The organism is Roseateles sp. (genome assembly GCF_052436255.1).
Taxonomy (GTDB): Bacteria; Pseudomonadota; Gammaproteobacteria; order Burkholderiales; family Burkholderiaceae_C; genus Pelomonas.
Map to the genome: position 1 here is coordinate 21,646 of NZ_JBQVNP010000037.1, position 16,827 is coordinate 38,472.

Consider the following 16,827-nt stretch of genomic DNA (forward strand, 5'->3'; position numbering starts at 1 on the left):
CGCCTTCGTGGCGCCGCTCTCGCATGAAGATCGGAGACTGAACATGTTGGACATCACCCAGCTGCGCAAGGACTTGGACGCCGTCCTCGAGCGCCTGTCAGCGCGCAAGAACCCCCAGCCCTTCCTCGACGTTGATCGCTTCAGCGTCTTGGAAGGCGAACGCCGCTCGGTGCAGGTGCGCACCGAGGAACTGCAGGCGCGGCGCAACACGCTGTCAAAGCAAATCGGCATGGCCAAGGGCAAGGGCGAAGATGCGTCGGCACTGATGGCGGAGGTCGGCGGCATCGCCGAAGAACTCAAGGCCGGTGCCGAGCGCCTCGAGGCCATCCAGCTGGAACTCAACCAGATGCTGATGGGCGTGCCCAATCTGCCGGATGCAAGCGTGCCGGTGGGCACGGATGAACACGGCAACGTCGAGGTGCGGCGTTGGGGTACACCGCGCAGCTTCGAATTCGACATCAGGGACCACGTTGATCTCGGCGCGCCGCTGGGCCTGGATTTCGAGATGGGGGCCCGGCTGTCCGGCTCGCGCTTTGCGTTCCTGAAGGGCCCGGCTGCGCGCCTGCATCGCGCGCTCGCGCAGTTCATGCTCGACATGCAGACCACCGAGCACGGCTACACCGAGTGTTACACGCCCTACATCGTGAACCGCGAGATCCTGGAGGGCACGGGGCAGCTGCCCAAGTTCAAGGAAGACATGTTTTGGGTGCTGCGTGGCGGCGATGAGGTACAGGTCGAGCAATACCTGATTTCCACTTCGGAAATATCGCTGACCAACACCGTGCGCGAGAGCGTGCTCAAGCCGGAGGAACTGCCCATCAAGCTGACGGCGCACAGTCCCTGCTTCCGCTCGGAGGCGGGTTCCGCCGGCCGCGACACGCGCGGCCTGATCCGCCAGCATCAGTTCGACAAGGTCGAGATGGTGCGCATCGAGCACCCCGAGCACAGCATGGCTGCGCTGGAGGAGATGACCGGCCACGCCGAGGCTGTGTTGCAGAAGCTCGGCCTGCCTTACCGCACGGTGCTGCTGTGTAGCGGCGACATGGGCTTCGGTTCGACCAAGACCTATGACCTCGAGGTGTGGCTGCCGGCGCAGAACACCTACCGCGAGATCAGCTCCTGCTCGAACATGGGTGCCTTCCAGGCCCGTCGCATGCAGGCCCGCTTCAAGAACGCGCAGGGCAAGAACGAGTTCGTGCACACGCTGAACGGCTCGGGCCTAGCGGTGGGCCGGACGTTGGTGGCGGTGCTGGAGAACTATCAGCGCGCCGACGGCAGCGTCGAGGTGCCGGAGGCTCTGCGCCCCTACCTGGGCGGGATGATCGAGCTGCGTGGCTGAGGCCAAAAGCCTGGCTATAATGTCGGGCTTAGCTCGCACCAGATTCCGGAGAGGTGGCAGAGTGGTTGAATGTACCTGACTCGAAATCAGGCGGACGGTAACGTCTCGGGGGTTCGAATCCCCCCCTCTCCTCCAAGACAAGCCCGCCGGTAACCCCGGCGGGTTTTCTTTGTCCGGTCGATGGCGACTTGCTTAGGCGGACCCGTTCAGCCAGGCGCGTGGCGACAGGCCGCCATGTCGTTGTGCAAAAAGACGGCTCAAAGCGGATGCGTTCGCATAGCCCAATTCAGTGGCGAGCTGCTTCATTGGTTTGCCAGCGCGCAGCTCGGCGCGCGCAATCATCAGCCGCCACTGCGCGAGATAGTCAGCCGGCGTCTGCCCCACGACGGCGCGAAAGGCCTCGGCAAAGCGGCTGCGCGACATGCCCGCCTCTTCAGCCATGCGCGTCAGGCTCCAGGCTTCGCCAGGTCTTGCGTGCAGCGCAGTCAGGCTGCGTGCCAAACGCGTGTCTGCCAGCCCTCGCAGCAGACCGACGGGCAGGGGCGTGTCCTTCTGGTCCAACATCCAGCGAAGCAGTTGCAGCAGCAGCACTTCGAAGAGCCGATCCGCCAACAGGCGCTGGCCGCAGCGCACGCGCTCGGCTTCGCCGAACAGCATTGCCAGCGTTGCGGTGATGCCCTCGACGCGGGCCAGCGGCAGCACGACCAAGGGTGGCAGCGCCTGCACCAGCGGGTGCCCGTCGCCCTGATCGAAGTCCACCGTCGCGCAGATGAAGTCCGATCCTTCGGCGGGCGCGTTGTGAAAGTCGTGGGCGAGCGGCCGCGGGTAGAACAAGAGGCTGGGCTCGCGCACCCAGAGTTGCTTAGCCAGGCCGGTCGCGGCGGCGTGCCGCACCTGCATCTGGCCACTGCGCATCACATGCAAGAAGCCACGGCCCGGACGGGCATCGAAGTGGGTCACCCCGCACAGCGGGCCGGTGTGGAACAGGCTGGCTCGCAGGCGCAAGCGTTCGAACAGCGGGCTGAGGCGGTCGAGCGGGTTGTCGTCGGGCATGAGACGATTGGATGTGAAAGTGAGACGAGATGATACCTATCGTTCCACTTGAGGCGGCACAGTGGAGTCCTTCCCACTGCAACCGAAAGGTAATCCCATGACTGCCCGAGTGCCCCTTGTTTCCTCCACCGATACCCCCGCCGGCAGCCTTGCGCTGCTCGACGCCGTGCGCAGTGCCTTCGGTGCGACGCCCAACATGTTCCGCGCCGTTGCGAACTCGCCCGCCGCGCTGCAGGCGATGTGGGGCAGCTTCGTTGCCCTTGGCGGCGGGCGCATCTCGTCAAAACTGGGCGAGCAGATCGCCGTCGCCGTGGCCGACCGCAATGCCTGCGACTACTGCCTGGCCGCGCACACGGCCCTGGGCCGCAAGGCGGGCGCCTCATCCGCCGAAATGAGTGCAGCACAGGCTGGCCAGTCTGCCGATCCGGCCACCGCCGCAGCGCTGCAGTTTGCGTTGAAGCTCGTCGAGCACCGTGGCCAAGTGGTTGACACGGACGTTGCGGCGCTGCGGTCGGCCGGCTTCGACGATGGCCAGATCGTCGAGATCGTGGCGCATGTCGCCTTGAACCTGTTTACCAACTACGTGAACGTCGCCTTTGCGGTGCCGGTGGATTTCCCCGCCGTGACGTTGCGCTCGGCAGCCTGACGGGCAAGCTGCCGCAGCCACAAAACGCTTTGGCGGGCCGATAACGACAAGGCCTCGCACGCGGCGAGGCCTTGCATGAAGCGCTCGAGGAAGGCGTCGGCTAAACCAGGCCCTGCTTGGAAGCCAGCACGGCCGCTTCGGCGCGGCTGGACACGTTGAGTTTTTTGTAGATCGACTTGATGTGGTCGTTGACGGTGAACCACTTGATGCCCATCAGGTTCGCGATCTCCTTGATCGTGAAGCCCTTGCTCAGGTACGTCAGTACCTCACTCTCGCGCGGCGTCAGGCGTTCCCACTCGGGCGGCGGATCCAGCGCGACACCGCGGCTGTTCGCAAACGGTGCGTGCGACGACGACAGGGTTCCGAACCCGGAGTTCAGCGGCATCGTGCCGCTGTCGCTGGTGCTGGGACGGAAGTGCGACAGCAGACGGCGTGCAATGGCAGGCGACAGCGGCGGCTGACCGCGCACGATGCGCTGTAGCTCTTCCACTAGCACCTCGAAACGATCTTCCTTCAGCAGATAGCCGTCGGCGCCGCACTGCAGGGCCGGGAAAAGGTGGTCGTCATCCGAGTACAGCGTCGTGACGATCTTGATCGCCGGTGAGCCCGCCATCTCGGTCAGGAACTCCATGCCATTGCCGTCGGGTAGTTCGAGGTCGACGAGGATGAGCTTGAAGCTGATCTCGGGGTTCCCGCCCGACAACTTGGCAGCTTGGCGGCGGGCGTTCTCAAGATCACCGACTTCGGTGATCTCCATGGCGTCGCTAAAGCTCTCTCGCACCACGCGGCACAAGAAGCTGCGGGCGACGGGGTTGTCTTCGATGATGAGAACTTTGACGGTCATGGCGCGAGGCGGGCGGCTGTCGTTTCGACCGTCGAATGTAGCGCACCGCCCCTAGAAACTCAGGGATATCAGGGCGGCCCGCGCCCCCGTTTCAGGCTTCAAGGATTGGTAAGAACCAACTTGCCGACGACTTTCCGAGCAGCCATGCGGGCGAAGGCCGCAGGCAGTTCTTCCATGTCGAGCACGCGGTCAAGTACCGGCTTGATCTTGCAGGCGGCGTACCAGCCGGCGACTTCTCCCAGCATCTTGGCGTTAGCGCCGGGCTCGCGTTTGGCGAATTCACCCCAGAACACGCCGACGATGGACGCGCCTTTGAGCAGCGCGAGATTGAGCGGCAATGCCGGAATGGCCCCCTGGGCAAAGCCGATGACCAGATAACGGCCGCGCCAGGCGATGGAGCGGAACGCGGCTTCAGCCAGGTCGCCGCCGACGGGGTCATAGATGACGTCGGGCCCCTTGCCTGCAGTCAATGACTTCAGTTCGTCACGCAGGTTCTGACTGGTGTAGTTGACGGTCGCATCGGCGCCCAGCGCCTTGCAGGCATCGCACTTGGCGTCGCTGCCGGCGGCCGCAATGACGCGCGCGCCCGCAGCCTTGGCGATCTGGATGGCGGCCGTGCCGACGCCGCCGGCCGCCCCAAGGATCAGCACCGTCTCGCCGGCGCGCAGCGCCGCGCGGTCCATCAACGCGTGATGGCTGGTGGCGTAGGTGCAGATGAAGGCGGCGGCGTCCTCGAAGCTGAAAGCATCCGGCAAGGGCATGGCGAGCGTGGCCGGGATGCAGACCTCGGTGGCGAAGCCGCCCAGACCGCCAAACGCGGCAATGCGCTGGCCGACCGCAAGGCCTTTGACGCCTTCGCCAAGCTCCGTGATGACGCCAGAGAATTCGGTGCCCGGCACGAAGGGCAGGGCAGGTTTCATCTGGTACTTGTTTTGCACGATCAGAAGGTCAGGAAAATTCAAGCTGGCCGCCTTGATCTGTACGCGGATCTGCCCCGCAGTGGGCACCGGCTGCGGCAGCTCAAGCCATTGCAGCGCCTCGACGCCTATGGGGTTCTCGCACAGCCATGCCTTCATCGCGGTCTCCACGCTTTTTGAAGTCGTCATGATAGGAATCGCGGGGGTTACACCCGGTCTCGCAGGTGACGTCGTCTCTACAATTGGCCACCATGCGTATCCTCATTTCCAACGACGACGGCTACCTGGCACTTGGCCTCGCGGCTCTGGTGAAGGCTTGTGAGGGCCTTGGCGAGATCGACGTCATCGCCCCCGAGCAAAACGCCAGCGGTACGTCCAATTCGCTGACGCTGAATCGGCCGCTGAACGTCTACCGGGCGGCCAACGGCTTTCGCTATGTCAGCGGCACGCCGTCTGATGGTGTGCACCTCGCGCTGACCGGCCTGCTCGGCTACCGGCCCGACCTGGTCCTGTCAGGCATCAACAATGGCGCCAACATGGGCGATGACACGCTCTATTCGGGCACGGTGGCGGCGGCGACTGAGGGCTATCTTTTCGGCATCCCGTCGATCGCGTTCTCGCAGGCAGAGAAGGGCTGGGGCGAGTTGGAAGCCGCAGCTCGCCTGGCACGCAGCCTGGTCGAGCAGGTCATCGCCGGAGGTCTGAGCCAGGCCTTCCTGCTCAACGTCAATATCCCCAACCGGGCGGATGCCGACACGCTGCCGCGCCGCATCACTCGTCTGGGTCGGCGGCATTCCAGCGAGGGCGTCATCGAGCAAGTCAACCCCCGCGGCGAGACCATCTACTGGATCGGCCCCGCTGGCGACGCCCGCGAGGCTGGCGAGGGCACGGACTTCCACGCAACGGCCAATGGCGCCGTGTCCATTACGCCGTTGCAGGTTGACCTTACCGAACATTCATCGCTCGCCTCCTGGGCCCAACGCCTTGGGCTCTGAATGTCGACGGCCAAGCGCTTTCCTGCCAGCCTGAAGTCGGCCACCGCGCCGCAGCGCGAGTTGCTGATGCCGCAGCGCCATCTGCACCAGGCCACTGTCGATGCGGCACGGCTGGCGCGCCCGAGCGGGACGGGGCTGGACAGCGGTGCGGTGCGCCAGCGCATGGTCGACCGGCTGCGGGCCGAAGGCAAGTTCGATGAACATGTGCTGGCCGCGCTGGCCGCGGTGCCCCGCCACGAGTTTGTCGACACGGCGCTGGCCGCCCAAGCTTACGAAGACACGGCGCTGCCCATCGGTCATGGGCAGACGATCTCCAAGCCCTCCGTCGTGGCCCACATGCTGGGCTTGCTGATGGCCTGCGGGGGCGCGCGCCAGCGCGGCTCGCTGGGTCGCGTGCTGGAGATCGGCACCGGCTGTGGCTATCAGGCTGCCGTCATCGCCCTGCTGGCGCGCCAGGTCACATCCATCGAACGCCTGCAGGGCCTGCATGACAAGGCCAAGCTGAATCTGCAACGTGTTGTCTTGCCGCGTTCGCCGCGCCTCATCTGGGGCGACGGCCGGGTCGGTCACTCGGCCAGTGGCCCCTTCGACAGCATCATTGCTGCCGCGGGCGGTGAGGACATTCCACCAGCCTGGACCGAGCAACTCGCGCCCGGTGGACGCCTGGTTGCGCCGACCGCGGCGAGAGGGCGCGGCCAAGTGTTGGTAGTGCTCGACCACGTCGTGGAGGCGGGCGTCAGCCGCTGGGTGCGCAGCGAACATGAGGCCGTGCTTTTCGTTCCCTTAAAATCTGGCGTTGTTTGACCGGGGGTCGTCGGCGCACCGCGCCACACAATTGGGTCGGCCTCCCAACGCGCCTTCGCCACACGATGCCCTCTAGCCTGCGCCTCATATTTGTTGTCACCACAGCGCTGCTGCTCAGTGCCTGCGGCACGTCGTTGCAGCGCGCACCGGTCGAAGACCGCAATCCGCAGCCGCCCAAGGTTGCTGCGCCTGCCACGCCGGAACCTGCGGCGTCGGCCGCCTCAGCAGCCGAAACCAAGGCGCTGCTTCCCGGCGCTGAGAACGCCGGAAAGGCCGGTTATCACACCGTCAAGCCGGGGGATGCATTGATCCGCATCGCGCTCGACAACGGCCAAAGCTGGCGCGACGTGGCCAAGTGGAACAACCTCGAGAACCCGAACCGCATCGAGGTCGGCCAGGTCCTGCGTGTGGTGCCGCCGGGCGTGGACCCGAGTGCCGTCACGGCCAAGCCAGTCGCTGGCACTGCCAAGGTCGAGACACGTCCGCTGGATGCCAAGCCACCGGTCGCTGCGGCGAGCACGGCAGCGTCGGCGCCCTCGGTGGCAGCCACCACCACGCCGGCTCCTGCGGCCCCAACTGCTGCCGCCGGTGATGAAGACGGCCTGTCTTGGGCATGGCCGGTGACCCACCCGGTCAGCGCCGGTTTCGACGAGCAGCGCAACAAGGGCTTGGACTTTGCGGGCAAGCCGGGTGACCCGGTTTTCGCTGTCGCCGATGGACGCGTTGTTTACGCTGGTTCGGGCTTGCGCGGCTACGGCAACTTGGTCATCATCAAGCACAACAACACTTACCTGACGGCTTATGCCCACAACCGGGCGATGCTGGTCGAGCAGGACCAAGTGGTGCGTAAAGGTCAGAGGATTGCCGAGATGGGTTCTACCGAGAGCGATATCGTCAAGCTGCACTTCGAAGTGCGCAAACTCGGCAAGCCTGTCGACCCTGCGAAATTGCTTCCGCCGCGCTGAAGCGACGGCGCGCAAATCACACATACGGGGCGAGCGACCAAGTCATGAAACGCGCTGCGCCCAAGCTCAACGGCCATGCCAGCGAACCTGGCGTCCTGATGTCGGCCATCAATGGGCACAGTGAACCTGAGCCTGGCCCCGGTAGCGCCGACGAAGACACCCAAGCACTGCGCAGCGGCGGCGACGAGATCGAGCTAGGCAATGCGCTGCAGGCCTACCTTCGCGATATCCGCCGCACGCCGCTGTTGACACCCCAGCAGGAGTTCAACACGGCCCAGGCAGCGCGCGCGGGTGATTTCGATGCGCGTCAGGCCATGATCGAGCACAACCTCCGACTGGTTGTCAGCATCGCCAAGAACTATCTCGGCCGCGGCCTGCCGATGAGCGATCTCATCGAGGAAGGCAACCTCGGCTTGATGCATGCGATCGGCAAGTTCGAGCCGGAGCGGGGTTTTCGCTTCTCGACCTATTCCAGCTGGTGGATCCGCCAAAGCATCGAGCGCGCGCTGATGCACCAGGCGCGCCTGGTGCGGCTGCCCGTGCATATCGTGCGCGAGCTCAACCAGGTGCTCAAGGCGCGTCGGGCGCTGGAGGCTTTGCAAAGTGCCAACGGGGCCGACGGGCGTGTGCGTGCAGAGGACGTGGCCCAGGCGCTGGGCCGCCCGGTCGACGAAGTGGCCGAGCTGCTGGCGTATGCCGAGCTGCCGAGTTCGCTCGACTCGCCGGTGGACCGCAACGGCGAAGGCGGCGAATCCATGCTCGATCTTGTCGCCGACGAGCAGGCCATTGACCCGATGGGTTTGCGCCTGTCACACGAGGTCGAGGAGTTGCTCAAGCATGGCCTCGCGAGCCTGAACGATCGCGAACGCGAAGTACTGGCGGGCCGCTATGGCCTGTCTGACCGCGAGCCCGAGACGCTCGATGTGCTGGCCATCCGCCTGAAGCTGACGCGCGAGCGCATCCGCCAGATCCAGATCGAGGCCTTGGCCAAGCTCAAGCGCAACATGATGCGCCACGGCGTCGACCGCGACTCGATCTTCTGAGCCCTCTATGGGTCAAGTGCCGGGCCGCCCCAAGCCCGCCCCGTATCCCCTCGGGAGTCGCTCGCCGTGCTCGGTGGGCGAGGGGCCTCAGTGACAATCGGGGGATGAATCAGACGACGGAATGGCTCAAGGTCGAAAGCATCGAACTTGAGGCGCAAGGCGTGGCGCACAACGCTGAGGGCAAGGTGGTCTTCATCGATGGGGCCTTGCCTGGCGAGGTGGTGAAGGCGCAGATCTCACGCCGCAAGAACAACTGGGAGCAGGGCCAGCTCACCGAGATAAAAAAGGAAAGCCCTCTGCGCGTGACACCAGGCTGTCCGCACTTCGGCCTGCATGCTGGTGCCTGTGGCGGCTGCAAGATGCAGCATCTGCAGGCTGGCGCGCAGGTGGCGGTCAAGCAGCGCGTGGTGGAAGACCAGCTCTGGCATCTCGGCAAGGTCAAGCCGGAGGTGCTGCTGCGGCCCATCGAAGGCCCGACTTGGGGCTACCGCTATCGCGCGCGCTTTTCGGTGCGCTATGTGCAGAAGAAGGGCGTCGTGCTGATCGGCTTTCACGAGCGCAAGAGCCGCTATGTAGCCGACATGCAGGTCTGCAAGGTTGTGCCAAGGGTGGTCAGCGACCTGCTGATGCCACTGCGCGAGTTGATCATGGGCATGGCCGAGCGCGATCGTTTGCCGCAGATCGAGCTTGCAATGGGCGACGAGGTCATCGCCCTTGTGCTGCGTCATCTGAATCCGCTGCCGGACGGCGATATCGCGATGCTGCGCGAGTTTGGTCTCAGGTATGACGTCCAGTGGTGGCTGCAGCCGAAGGGGCCTGACACCGTCAAGCTGCTCGACGAAGGCGGCCCGCAGCTGGCCTACCGCCTGCCCGAGTTCGGCATCACCATGCCCTTCAAGCCGACCGACTTCACTCAGGTCAATCCGCACATCAACGCGACGCTGGTCGGCCGTGCGCTGCGCCTGCTCGCCGTTGAGCCGGGCGACCGCGTCATCGACTGGTTCTGCGGCCTGGGCAACTTCACGCTACCGCTGGCCACCCAGGCGCGCGAGGTGCTGGGCATCGAGGGCAGCGAGACCCTGGTACAGCGCTCGCGCGAGAACGCGACAGCGAACTGCCTGGCGCACAAGACCCGCTTTGTTGCGCGCAATCTGTTCGAGATGACGCCAGAGCTGCTGGCCCTGGACGGCAGCGCGGACCGGTGGCTGATCGATCCGCCGCGCGAGGGGGCCTTCGCGCTCGCCAAGGCGGTGGCGGACCTTGCGCAGGACCCGTCCCTGGCGCCCGGCTGGACGGCGCCGAAGCGCATCGTCTATGTCAGCTGCAACCCGGCGACGTTGGCGCGGGATGCAGGCCTGTTCGTCAATGTGGCGGGTTACCGTTGCACGGCGGCCAGCGCGGTGAACATGTTTCCGCACACGGCCCACGTCGAAAGCATTGCCGTCTTCGACCGTTGAACTTGCCGCACACCGGGTGGATCTGCAGCGATCCACCCGAGACGGGTGGGCTGGCATCTCCGCGTAAGTCCGGGGTGCTCATGTCTGCAGGGTGGACAAAATGATAAACATATTTGTTTAGCTGTCCCGCTTAACCCGGCAGAGACGAGGCAAGCCATGTTCCTTGAATTCAAGTTGGCCTGGCTGTTGGGCTTGGCCTGGCTAGCGATGTGCCTGTCCTGTTCGGCTCATGCCCAAGCCGACAGCATTCCGCCTGTGCCGAAGCGGGGCGTCAACATCGTCGGCTACGACGCGATTTGGGAGGATCCCGCCAAAGCGCGCTTCCAGTTGCGACATATGCAGGCGATCCGCGACGGTGGTTTCGATCACGTCCGGCTCAACCTGCATGCCTTCGCCCACATGGACGCCGAGCATCGGTTGTCTGCCCAGTGGCTGAAGACGCTGGACAAACTGGTCGGCGCGGGGCTGGAGGCAGGCCTGCAGGTCATCCTCGATCAGCACAATTTCAACGAGTGTGCCAAGGAGGAGGATCTGCCGCCTTGTCGGGTGCGGCTCCAAGCCTTCTGGCGCCAGGTTGCCGCCCGCTACCAGGGCGCACCGGATGGGCTCATCTTCGAGATATTGAACGAACCCAACGGCGCCGCCGACGCCGTTTGGCAAGACATGCTGACCGAAAACCTGGCGATCATCCGTGAGTCCAATCCGACCCGACGTGTCATCGTCGGGCCGAAGTTCTGGAACTCGCTGGATCATCTGGGCAGCTTGCGTTTGCCCGAGGCGGATCGGCGGCTCATCGTCACCTTCCACTACTACACGCCCATGGAGTTCACTCACCAGGGGGCGAGCTGGACGCCGCAGTTCCAGAAGCTGTCCGGCGTGACCTGGGGCACGGCGGCCGATCTGGAGCGGCTGACCCAGGACATGGACAGCGTCAAGGCCTGGGCGGACAAGCACAAGCGCCCCATCCTGCTTGGTGAGTTCGGCGTGCTGGAGACCGCGGGCATGGCGCAGCGCGTCGCCTGGACTGCTGCCGTGGCGAGGGCGGCCGAGGCGCGTGGCTTCGGCTGGTCCTACTGGCAGTTCGACTCCGACTTCGTCCTCTGGGATATGAGGGCCGACGGCTGGGTCAAGCCGATTCATGGTGCCTTGGTGCCCGGGCTGGCGGCCGGCACTGCCCCAGCAGCGCGCGCGACCGATCCGGCACTCGACTATCTGATCAACACGCCGCGGGTTTCGACCTGGTCGGTCTATGGCGATGGGCAGTCCAGCCAGCAGACTCCTTGCGCCGCGACGGGCAAGGTCTGTCTGCGAGTGGCCCTGCCGGCTGCCAAATCCAACGCCTGGGACATCGGCGCGGTTGCGCCGCTGCAGGGCAGCATCGCCAAGGGCGACAAGCTGCAGGTCATCGCTTGGGCTCGGCTCGACACCGAAGACACCCGGGCCCAGGCCGTCGTGCCCATGCTGCTGCAACTCGGCGCGCCACCCTATACGGTGGTGGTCTCCGGTTCCGTGACGTTGACCAGCAAGCTGGAGCCCATTGCCATCGGCGGTGTGGCGGCCGAGAGCTTCGCGGGCGGTACGGTCAACCTCGCGCTGCAAATCGGCCAGGTTGGCCGGCCCGTCGTGCTCAGCGCGCCTTTCGTGTTGAAGAACTACAAGCCCGCCCGGTAAAAACAAAGGCGGCCGAGGCCGCCTTTGATGCTCAAGCTGTGTGGCGCGTCAGTCGCGCTCGCCACCAAAAATGCCCAACAGGGACAGCAAGCTCTGGAACACGTTGTAGACGTCCAGGTAAATCGCCATCGTCGCGCTGATGTAGTTGGTCTCGCCGCCGTCGATGACGCGCTTGATGTCGTAGAGCATGAAGGCCGAGAACACGCCAAGCATCAGCACGAGGATGGTCAGCATCAGCGCCGATGACTGCAGGAAGAAATTGGCGATGCAGGCGACCAGCAACACGATGGCGCCCACGGTCAGGAACTTGCCCATGCCCGACAGATCACGCTTGATGACGGTCGCCAGGGTGGCCATCGTGAAGAAAACGGCGGCGGTGCCGCCGAAGGCGGTCATGACCAGGGAGGTGCCGTTCTTGTAACCCAGCACGAAGCCGATCAGCCGCGACAGCATCAACCCCATGAAGAAGGTGAATGCCAGCAGAGCCGCCACGCCGGCTGCGCTGTCCTTGGTCTTCTCGACGACGAACATCAACCCGAAGGCGCCGACGAAGAACACGATCATGCTGATGCCGGGGCTCAGCGCCGCGAACAGTCCGGTCGCGACGCCGACCCACGCGCCGAGGACGGTCGGCACAAGGGACAGGGCCAGCAGCCAGTAAGTGTTGCGCAGCACGCGCTGGCGATCGGCCGCAAGGCCCACGTTGGCGTAGCCATATTGGTTTTGCAGGCTTTCGTTCATGACGATCCTCCGAAGGGCGAATGGAAACTGCGCCGATTCTAGGTCGGTGCAAGGCGGCTACATTGGGGCCTGTCCCAGCAAACGCAAGACCATGAAACAGCAATCCCAGCTCGAACTCGAAGACGTCAAGCGCGTCGCGGCGGCCGCGGAAGCCCATGCCCAGCGGCAGGGCTGGGCAGTCAGCATTGCCATCGCCGACGCAGGCGGGCATTTGCTGTGGCTGCAGCGGCTCGACGGCGCAGCGCCGATTTCTGCGCAGATCGCGCCGGCCAAGGCCCAGACGGCAGCGCTCGGGCGTCGCGAAAGCAAGGTCTATGAAGACATGATCAACCAGGGCCGCGTGTCCTTTCTGAGTGCGCCCGGCCTGCAGGGTCTGCTCGAGGGCGGCGTTCCCATTTTGGTCGACGGCCAGTGCGTCGGCGCCGTCGGTGTCAGCGGCGTCAAGTCAAGCGAGGACGTCGAGATCGCCCGCGCCGGCATTGCGGCACTTTGAGTCATCACGAAGACGTCGCAGGGCGGTCACGAAGCCTCCGTACTAACCCCAGTCGGCTATACTCGATGGGTTTACCTGAACCCCGCGCTGCCCGGCGAAAGATCCCCTCGGTTTCTTCAAGCTGACCCGTCACCGACGGGTTGATGCTGGGCACGCGCCCCACTTGCGGAGACCTTTGTGCTGGCTGACCTGCTCCACCCCCCTCAAGCAATCTTGGCGTTGGCGGATGGGACGGTGTTCCGAGGCCAATCCATCGGCGCGACGGGCCAAACGGTTGGTGAGGTGGTGTTCAACACCGCGCTGACCGGCTACCAGGAAATCCTGACCGACCCGAGCTACTGCAAGCAGATCGTCACGCTGACGTATCCGCACATCGGCAGCTATGGCGTCAGCGACGAAGACGTCGAAGCCAGCAAGGTCTACGCCGCCGGCCTCGTCATCAGGGACCTGCCCTTGCGCGCGTCCAACTTCCGCGCTGGCAAGACGCTGGACACCTATCTGCGTGATCAAGGCACGGTGGGTATCGCCGGCCTCGACACGCGCCGCCTGACCCGCGTTCTGCGCACCAAGGGCGCGCAGAACGGCTGCATCCTGGCGCTGCCCGCCGGCCAGGCCTTGACTCAGACCGACATCGACGAAGCGGTCGCCCAAGCCAAGGCCGCGCCATCGATGGCCGGGCTTGATCTCGCCAAGGTGGTGAGCCGCACCCAGAATGAGGTCTGGACCCAGACGGAATGGCAGCTTGGCAGCGGTTACGGCGAACAGACGAGCGCCAAGTTCCACGTCGTCGCCTATGACTTCGGCGTCAAGAGCAACATCCTGCGCATGCTGTCTTCGCGGGGCTGCAAGGTCACCGTCGTGCCGGCGCAGACGCCCGCCAGCGCCGTGTTCGACCTGGAGCCGGACGGCATCTTCCTGTCCAACGGCCCCGGCGACCCGGAGCCCTGCGATTACGCCATCAAGGCCACGGCACAGCTGATCGAATCGGGCATTCCGGTCTTCGGCATCTGCCTGGGCCACCAAATCCTGGCGCTTGCCTCGGGAGCCAAGACCTTCAAGATGAAGTTCGGCCATCACGGGGCCAATCATCCGGTCAAGGACCTGGATAGCGGCCGTGTCGGCATCACGAGCCAGAACCACGGCTTCGCGGTGGACCCCCAGACGCTGCCCGCCACCCTGCGCGCCACACACATCAGCCTGTTCGACGGCACGCTGCAAGGCATCGCTCGCACCGACAAGCCGGCCTTCAGCTTCCAGGGCCACCCGGAAGCCAGCCCCGGCCCGCACGACATCGCCTACCTGTTCGATCACTTCATAGCCTTGATGAACAAGGCCTGAACGAGGCACACCCATGTTCGGCATCACCGACCTCGGCACCTTCCTCGCGGCGGCAATCTTCATCATCCTGCTGCCCGGGCCTAACTCTTTGTATGTGCTGTCCGTCGCGGCGCAGCGGGGTGTGCGCGCCGGCTACATCGCGGCCTGCGGCGTGTTTGTCGGCGACACGGTGCTGATGACGGCAGCCGCTGCTGGTGGCGCTTCGCTTTTGATGGCCAGCCCGCAGATATTTTTCGTCGTGAAGATGGTCGGCGCTGTCTACCTGGGCTGGATCGGCATCCAACTGCTGCTCGGCGCGGTGAGCACCTGGCGCGGCGAGGCCAAGCTGGACGGTGCATCCAGCGTCGTCGACGCCAGCCAGCCGTTCAAGAAGGCCCTGGTCGTCAGCCTGCTGAATCCCAAGGCGATCGCCTTCCTGCTGTCCTTCTTCATCCAGTTCGTCGACCCGGCCTATGCGCACCCGGCGCTGACCTTCCTGGTCCTGGGAAGCATCATCCAGGTGCTCAGCTTCATCTATCTCTCGACGCTGATCTTCGCCGGCGCCCGCCTGGCTGCGGCCTTCCGCGCGCGGCGTCGTCTCTCTGGCGCCGCCAATGCAGGCGTCGGTGCACTTTTCGTTGGGTTCGGGGCCAAGCTGGCCACGACCACTCTCTAAGCAGACCGCCATGCCGAAACGCACAGACCTCAAGACCATCCTCATCATCGGCGCGGGCCCGATCATCATCGGCCAAGCCTGCGAGTTCGACTACTCGGGCGCCCAGGCCTGCAAGGCGTTGCGCGAGGAGGGCTACAAAGTCGTCTTGGTCAACAGCAACCCGGCGACCATCATGACGGACCCGGACACGGCGGACGTCACGTACATCGAGCCCATCACTTGGCAGGTCGTCGAGAAGATCATCGCCAAGGAGCGGCCTGATGCCGTGCTGCCCACCATGGGCGGCCAGACCGCGCTGAATTGCGCGCTGGACCTGCACAAGCACGGCGTGCTGGCCAAGTACAGCGTCGAGATGATCGGTGCCAACGAGCACGCCATCGAGAAGGCCGAGGACCGCCTGAAGTTCAAGGACGCGATGACCAAGATCGGCCTGGGCTCGGCCCGGTCGGGCATCGCGCATTCGATGGAAGAGGCGCTGGCGGTGCAAAAGCGCATCCAGGCCGAGATCGGCGGCGCGGGCTTCCCGATGGTCATCCGGCCCAGCTTCACGCTGGGCGGCTCGGGTGGCGGCATCGCCTACAACCCGGAAGAGTTCGAGGCCATCTGCAAGCGCGGGCTGGACCTGTCGCCGACCAACGAGCTGCTCATCGAGGAGAGCCTGATCGGCTGGAAGGAATACGAGATGGAAGTGGTCCGCGACAAGGCGGACAACTGCATCATCGTCTGCGCCATCGAGAACCTGGACCCGATGGGCATTCACACCGGTGACTCGATCACCGTGGCGCCCAGCCAGACGCTGTCGGACAAGGAATACCAGCTGCTGCGCAACGCCAGCATCGCCATCCTGCGCGAGATCGGCGTGGACACGGGCGGCTCCAACGTGCAGTTCTCGATCAACCCGAAGGACGGCCGCATGGTCGTCATCGAGATGAACCCGCGCGTATCGCGCTCCTCGGCGCTGGCCTCCAAGGCGACCGGCTTCCCCATTGCCAAGATCGCCGCCAAGCTGGCCGTGGGCTACACCCTGGACGAGCTGAAGAACGACATCACCGGCGGGATCACGCCGGCGTCGTTCGAGCCCAGCATCGACTACGTCGTCACCAAGATCCCGCGCTTCGCCTTCGAGAAGTTCCCGATGGCGGATTCGCGGTTGACGACGCAGATGAAGTCGGTCGGCGAGGTGATGGCCATGGGCCGCACCTTCCAGGAATCGTTCCAGAAGGCGCTGCGCGGTCTGGAGACGGGCATTGACGGCCTGACCGAGCGCTCGACCGACCGCGAAGACATCGTGCAGGAGATCGGCGAAGCCGGCCCCGAGCGCATCCTGTATCTGGCCGACGCCTTCCGCATCGGCATGACGCTGGACGAGATCTATGAGGAGACGGCGGTCGACCCGTGGTTCCTCGCGCAGATCGAGCAACTGGTGCAGATCGAAGGCGACCTGAAGGGTCGCAGCATCGAGTCAATCACCGAGGCGGAGCTGCGCTTGCTCAAGAGCAAGGGCTTCTCGGACAAGCGCCTGGCCAAGCTGCTGGGCACTCACCAGCACGCGGTGCGCGAGCGCCGCCACGCGCTGAACGTGCGGCCCGTCTACAAGCGCGTCGACACCTGCGCGGCCGAGTTCGCCACGCAGACGGCCTACATGTATTCGACCTATGAAGGCGCGGATGCCGAGTGCGAGGCCGAGCCGACGGACAAGAAGAAGATCATGGTGCTAGGCGGTGGCCCCAACCGCATCGGCCAGGGCATCGAGTTCGACTACTGCTGCGTGCACGCCGCGCTCGCGATGCGCGAGGATGGCTACGAGACCATCATGGTCAACTGCAACCCCGAGACCGTCTCGACGGACTACGACACGAGCGACCG

The 16,827-nt window shown here is 65.0% G+C and carries 16 protein-coding genes and 1 tRNA gene; 13 read left to right on the plus strand and 4 right to left on the minus strand.

Going from position 1 to position 16,827, the window contains the following annotated elements; all coding sequences use genetic code 11:
• The first annotated feature begins 43 nt into the window (after window positions 1-43).
• Together serS and ACT6S0_RS11060 are read left to right on the plus strand one after the other, a co-directional pair.
• Window positions 44-1,339, plus strand: a complete 1,296-nt coding sequence (serS, locus tag ACT6S0_RS11055; protein ID WP_444763941.1) for a serine--tRNA ligase — start codon at window positions 44-46, stop codon at window positions 1,337-1,339.
• Window positions 1,340-1,386: 47 nt separating this feature from the next.
• Window positions 1,387-1,474 (plus strand) — tRNA-Ser (locus ACT6S0_RS11060).
• Between the two features lie 57 nt (window positions 1,475-1,531).
• Here ACT6S0_RS11060 and ACT6S0_RS11065 read toward each other — a convergent pair.
• The gene (locus ACT6S0_RS11065) at window positions 1,532-2,392 is read right to left on the minus strand and encodes an AraC family transcriptional regulator (RefSeq protein WP_444763942.1); all 861 of its coding nucleotides are present in this window, start codon (window positions 2,390-2,392) and stop codon (window positions 1,532-1,534) included.
• A gap of 97 nt (window positions 2,393-2,489) precedes the next feature.
• Between ACT6S0_RS11065 and ACT6S0_RS11070 the strand changes: the two genes are divergently transcribed.
• A complete protein-coding gene (locus ACT6S0_RS11070; protein ID WP_444763943.1) occupies window positions 2,490-3,038 on the plus strand; it encodes a carboxymuconolactone decarboxylase family protein in 549 nt (182 codons plus the stop codon).
• A gap of 100 nt (window positions 3,039-3,138) precedes the next feature.
• Here the strand turns inward: ACT6S0_RS11070 and ACT6S0_RS11075 are convergent, their stop codons facing one another.
• Together ACT6S0_RS11075 and ACT6S0_RS11080 are read right to left on the minus strand one after the other, a co-directional pair.
• Window positions 3,139-3,882, minus strand: a complete 744-nt coding sequence (locus tag ACT6S0_RS11075; RefSeq protein ID WP_056264571.1) for a LuxR C-terminal-related transcriptional regulator — start codon at window positions 3,880-3,882, stop codon at window positions 3,139-3,141.
• Window positions 3,883-3,980: 98 nt separating this feature from the next.
• A complete protein-coding gene (locus tag ACT6S0_RS11080) occupies window positions 3,981-4,958 on the minus strand; it encodes an NADPH:quinone oxidoreductase family protein (protein ID WP_444763944.1) in 978 nt (325 codons plus the stop codon).
• Window positions 4,959-5,050: 92 nt separating this feature from the next.
• Here ACT6S0_RS11080 and surE point away from each other — a divergent pair, with 92 nt between their 5' ends.
• The 6 genes from surE to ACT6S0_RS11110 all read left to right on the plus strand — a co-directional run bounded on the left by surE (window position 5,051) and on the right by ACT6S0_RS11110 (window position 11,734).
• Window positions 5,051-5,794, plus strand: a complete 744-nt coding sequence (gene surE, locus ACT6S0_RS11085) for a 5'/3'-nucleotidase SurE (RefSeq protein ID WP_444763945.1) — start codon at window positions 5,051-5,053, stop codon at window positions 5,792-5,794.
• Window positions 5,795-6,598, plus strand: a complete 804-nt coding sequence (locus tag ACT6S0_RS11090; protein WP_444763946.1) for a protein-L-isoaspartate(D-aspartate) O-methyltransferase — start codon at window positions 5,795-5,797, stop codon at window positions 6,596-6,598.
• Window positions 6,599-6,663: 65 nt separating this feature from the next.
• The gene (locus ACT6S0_RS11095) at window positions 6,664-7,563 is read left to right on the plus strand and encodes a peptidoglycan DD-metalloendopeptidase family protein (RefSeq protein ID WP_444763956.1); all 900 of its coding nucleotides are present in this window, start codon (window positions 6,664-6,666) and stop codon (window positions 7,561-7,563) included.
• Between the two features lie 44 nt (window positions 7,564-7,607).
• Window positions 7,608-8,606, plus strand: a complete 999-nt coding sequence (gene rpoS / locus ACT6S0_RS11100) for an RNA polymerase sigma factor RpoS (RefSeq protein WP_444763947.1) — start codon at window positions 7,608-7,610, stop codon at window positions 8,604-8,606.
• A 104-nt stretch (window positions 8,607-8,710) separates the two neighbouring features.
• Window positions 8,711-10,063 carry a 23S rRNA (uracil(1939)-C(5))-methyltransferase RlmD gene (gene rlmD, locus ACT6S0_RS11105; RefSeq protein ID WP_444763948.1) on the plus strand — a complete coding sequence of 451 codons (1,353 nt, stop codon included), beginning with the start codon at window positions 8,711-8,713 and terminating at the stop codon, window positions 10,061-10,063.
• Window positions 10,064-10,219: 156 nt separating this feature from the next.
• Window positions 10,220-11,734, plus strand: a complete 1,515-nt coding sequence (locus tag ACT6S0_RS11110; protein ID WP_444763949.1) for a glycoside hydrolase family 5 protein — start codon at window positions 10,220-10,222, stop codon at window positions 11,732-11,734.
• A gap of 48 nt (window positions 11,735-11,782) precedes the next feature.
• Here ACT6S0_RS11110 and ACT6S0_RS11115 read toward each other — a convergent pair whose 3' ends face one another.
• On the minus strand, window positions 11,783-12,475 hold the full coding sequence (locus tag ACT6S0_RS11115; protein WP_444763950.1) for a Bax inhibitor-1/YccA family protein: 693 nt from the start codon (window positions 12,473-12,475) through the stop codon (window positions 11,783-11,785).
• 91 nt (window positions 12,476-12,566) lie between these two features.
• Here ACT6S0_RS11115 and ACT6S0_RS11120 point away from each other — a divergent pair, with 91 nt between their 5' ends.
• The 4 genes from ACT6S0_RS11120 to carB all read left to right on the plus strand — a co-directional run.
• Window positions 12,567-12,968: a GlcG/HbpS family heme-binding protein gene (locus ACT6S0_RS11120; protein WP_444763957.1), complete on the plus strand. Its 402-nt coding sequence runs from the start codon at window positions 12,567-12,569 to the stop codon at window positions 12,966-12,968.
• A gap of 177 nt (window positions 12,969-13,145) precedes the next feature.
• Window positions 13,146-14,306: a glutamine-hydrolyzing carbamoyl-phosphate synthase small subunit gene (carA, locus tag ACT6S0_RS11125; protein WP_444763951.1), complete on the plus strand. Its 1,161-nt coding sequence runs from the start codon at window positions 13,146-13,148 to the stop codon at window positions 14,304-14,306.
• A 13-nt stretch (window positions 14,307-14,319) separates the two neighbouring features.
• Window positions 14,320-14,961 carry a leucine efflux protein LeuE gene (gene leuE / locus ACT6S0_RS11130; RefSeq protein ID WP_444763952.1) on the plus strand — a complete coding sequence of 214 codons (642 nt, stop codon included), beginning with the start codon at window positions 14,320-14,322 and terminating at the stop codon, window positions 14,959-14,961.
• Between the two features lie 10 nt (window positions 14,962-14,971).
• The coding region (gene carB / locus ACT6S0_RS11135) for a carbamoyl-phosphate synthase large subunit (protein ID WP_444763953.1) at window positions 14,972-16,827 on the plus strand (1,856 nt) is incomplete at its 3' end.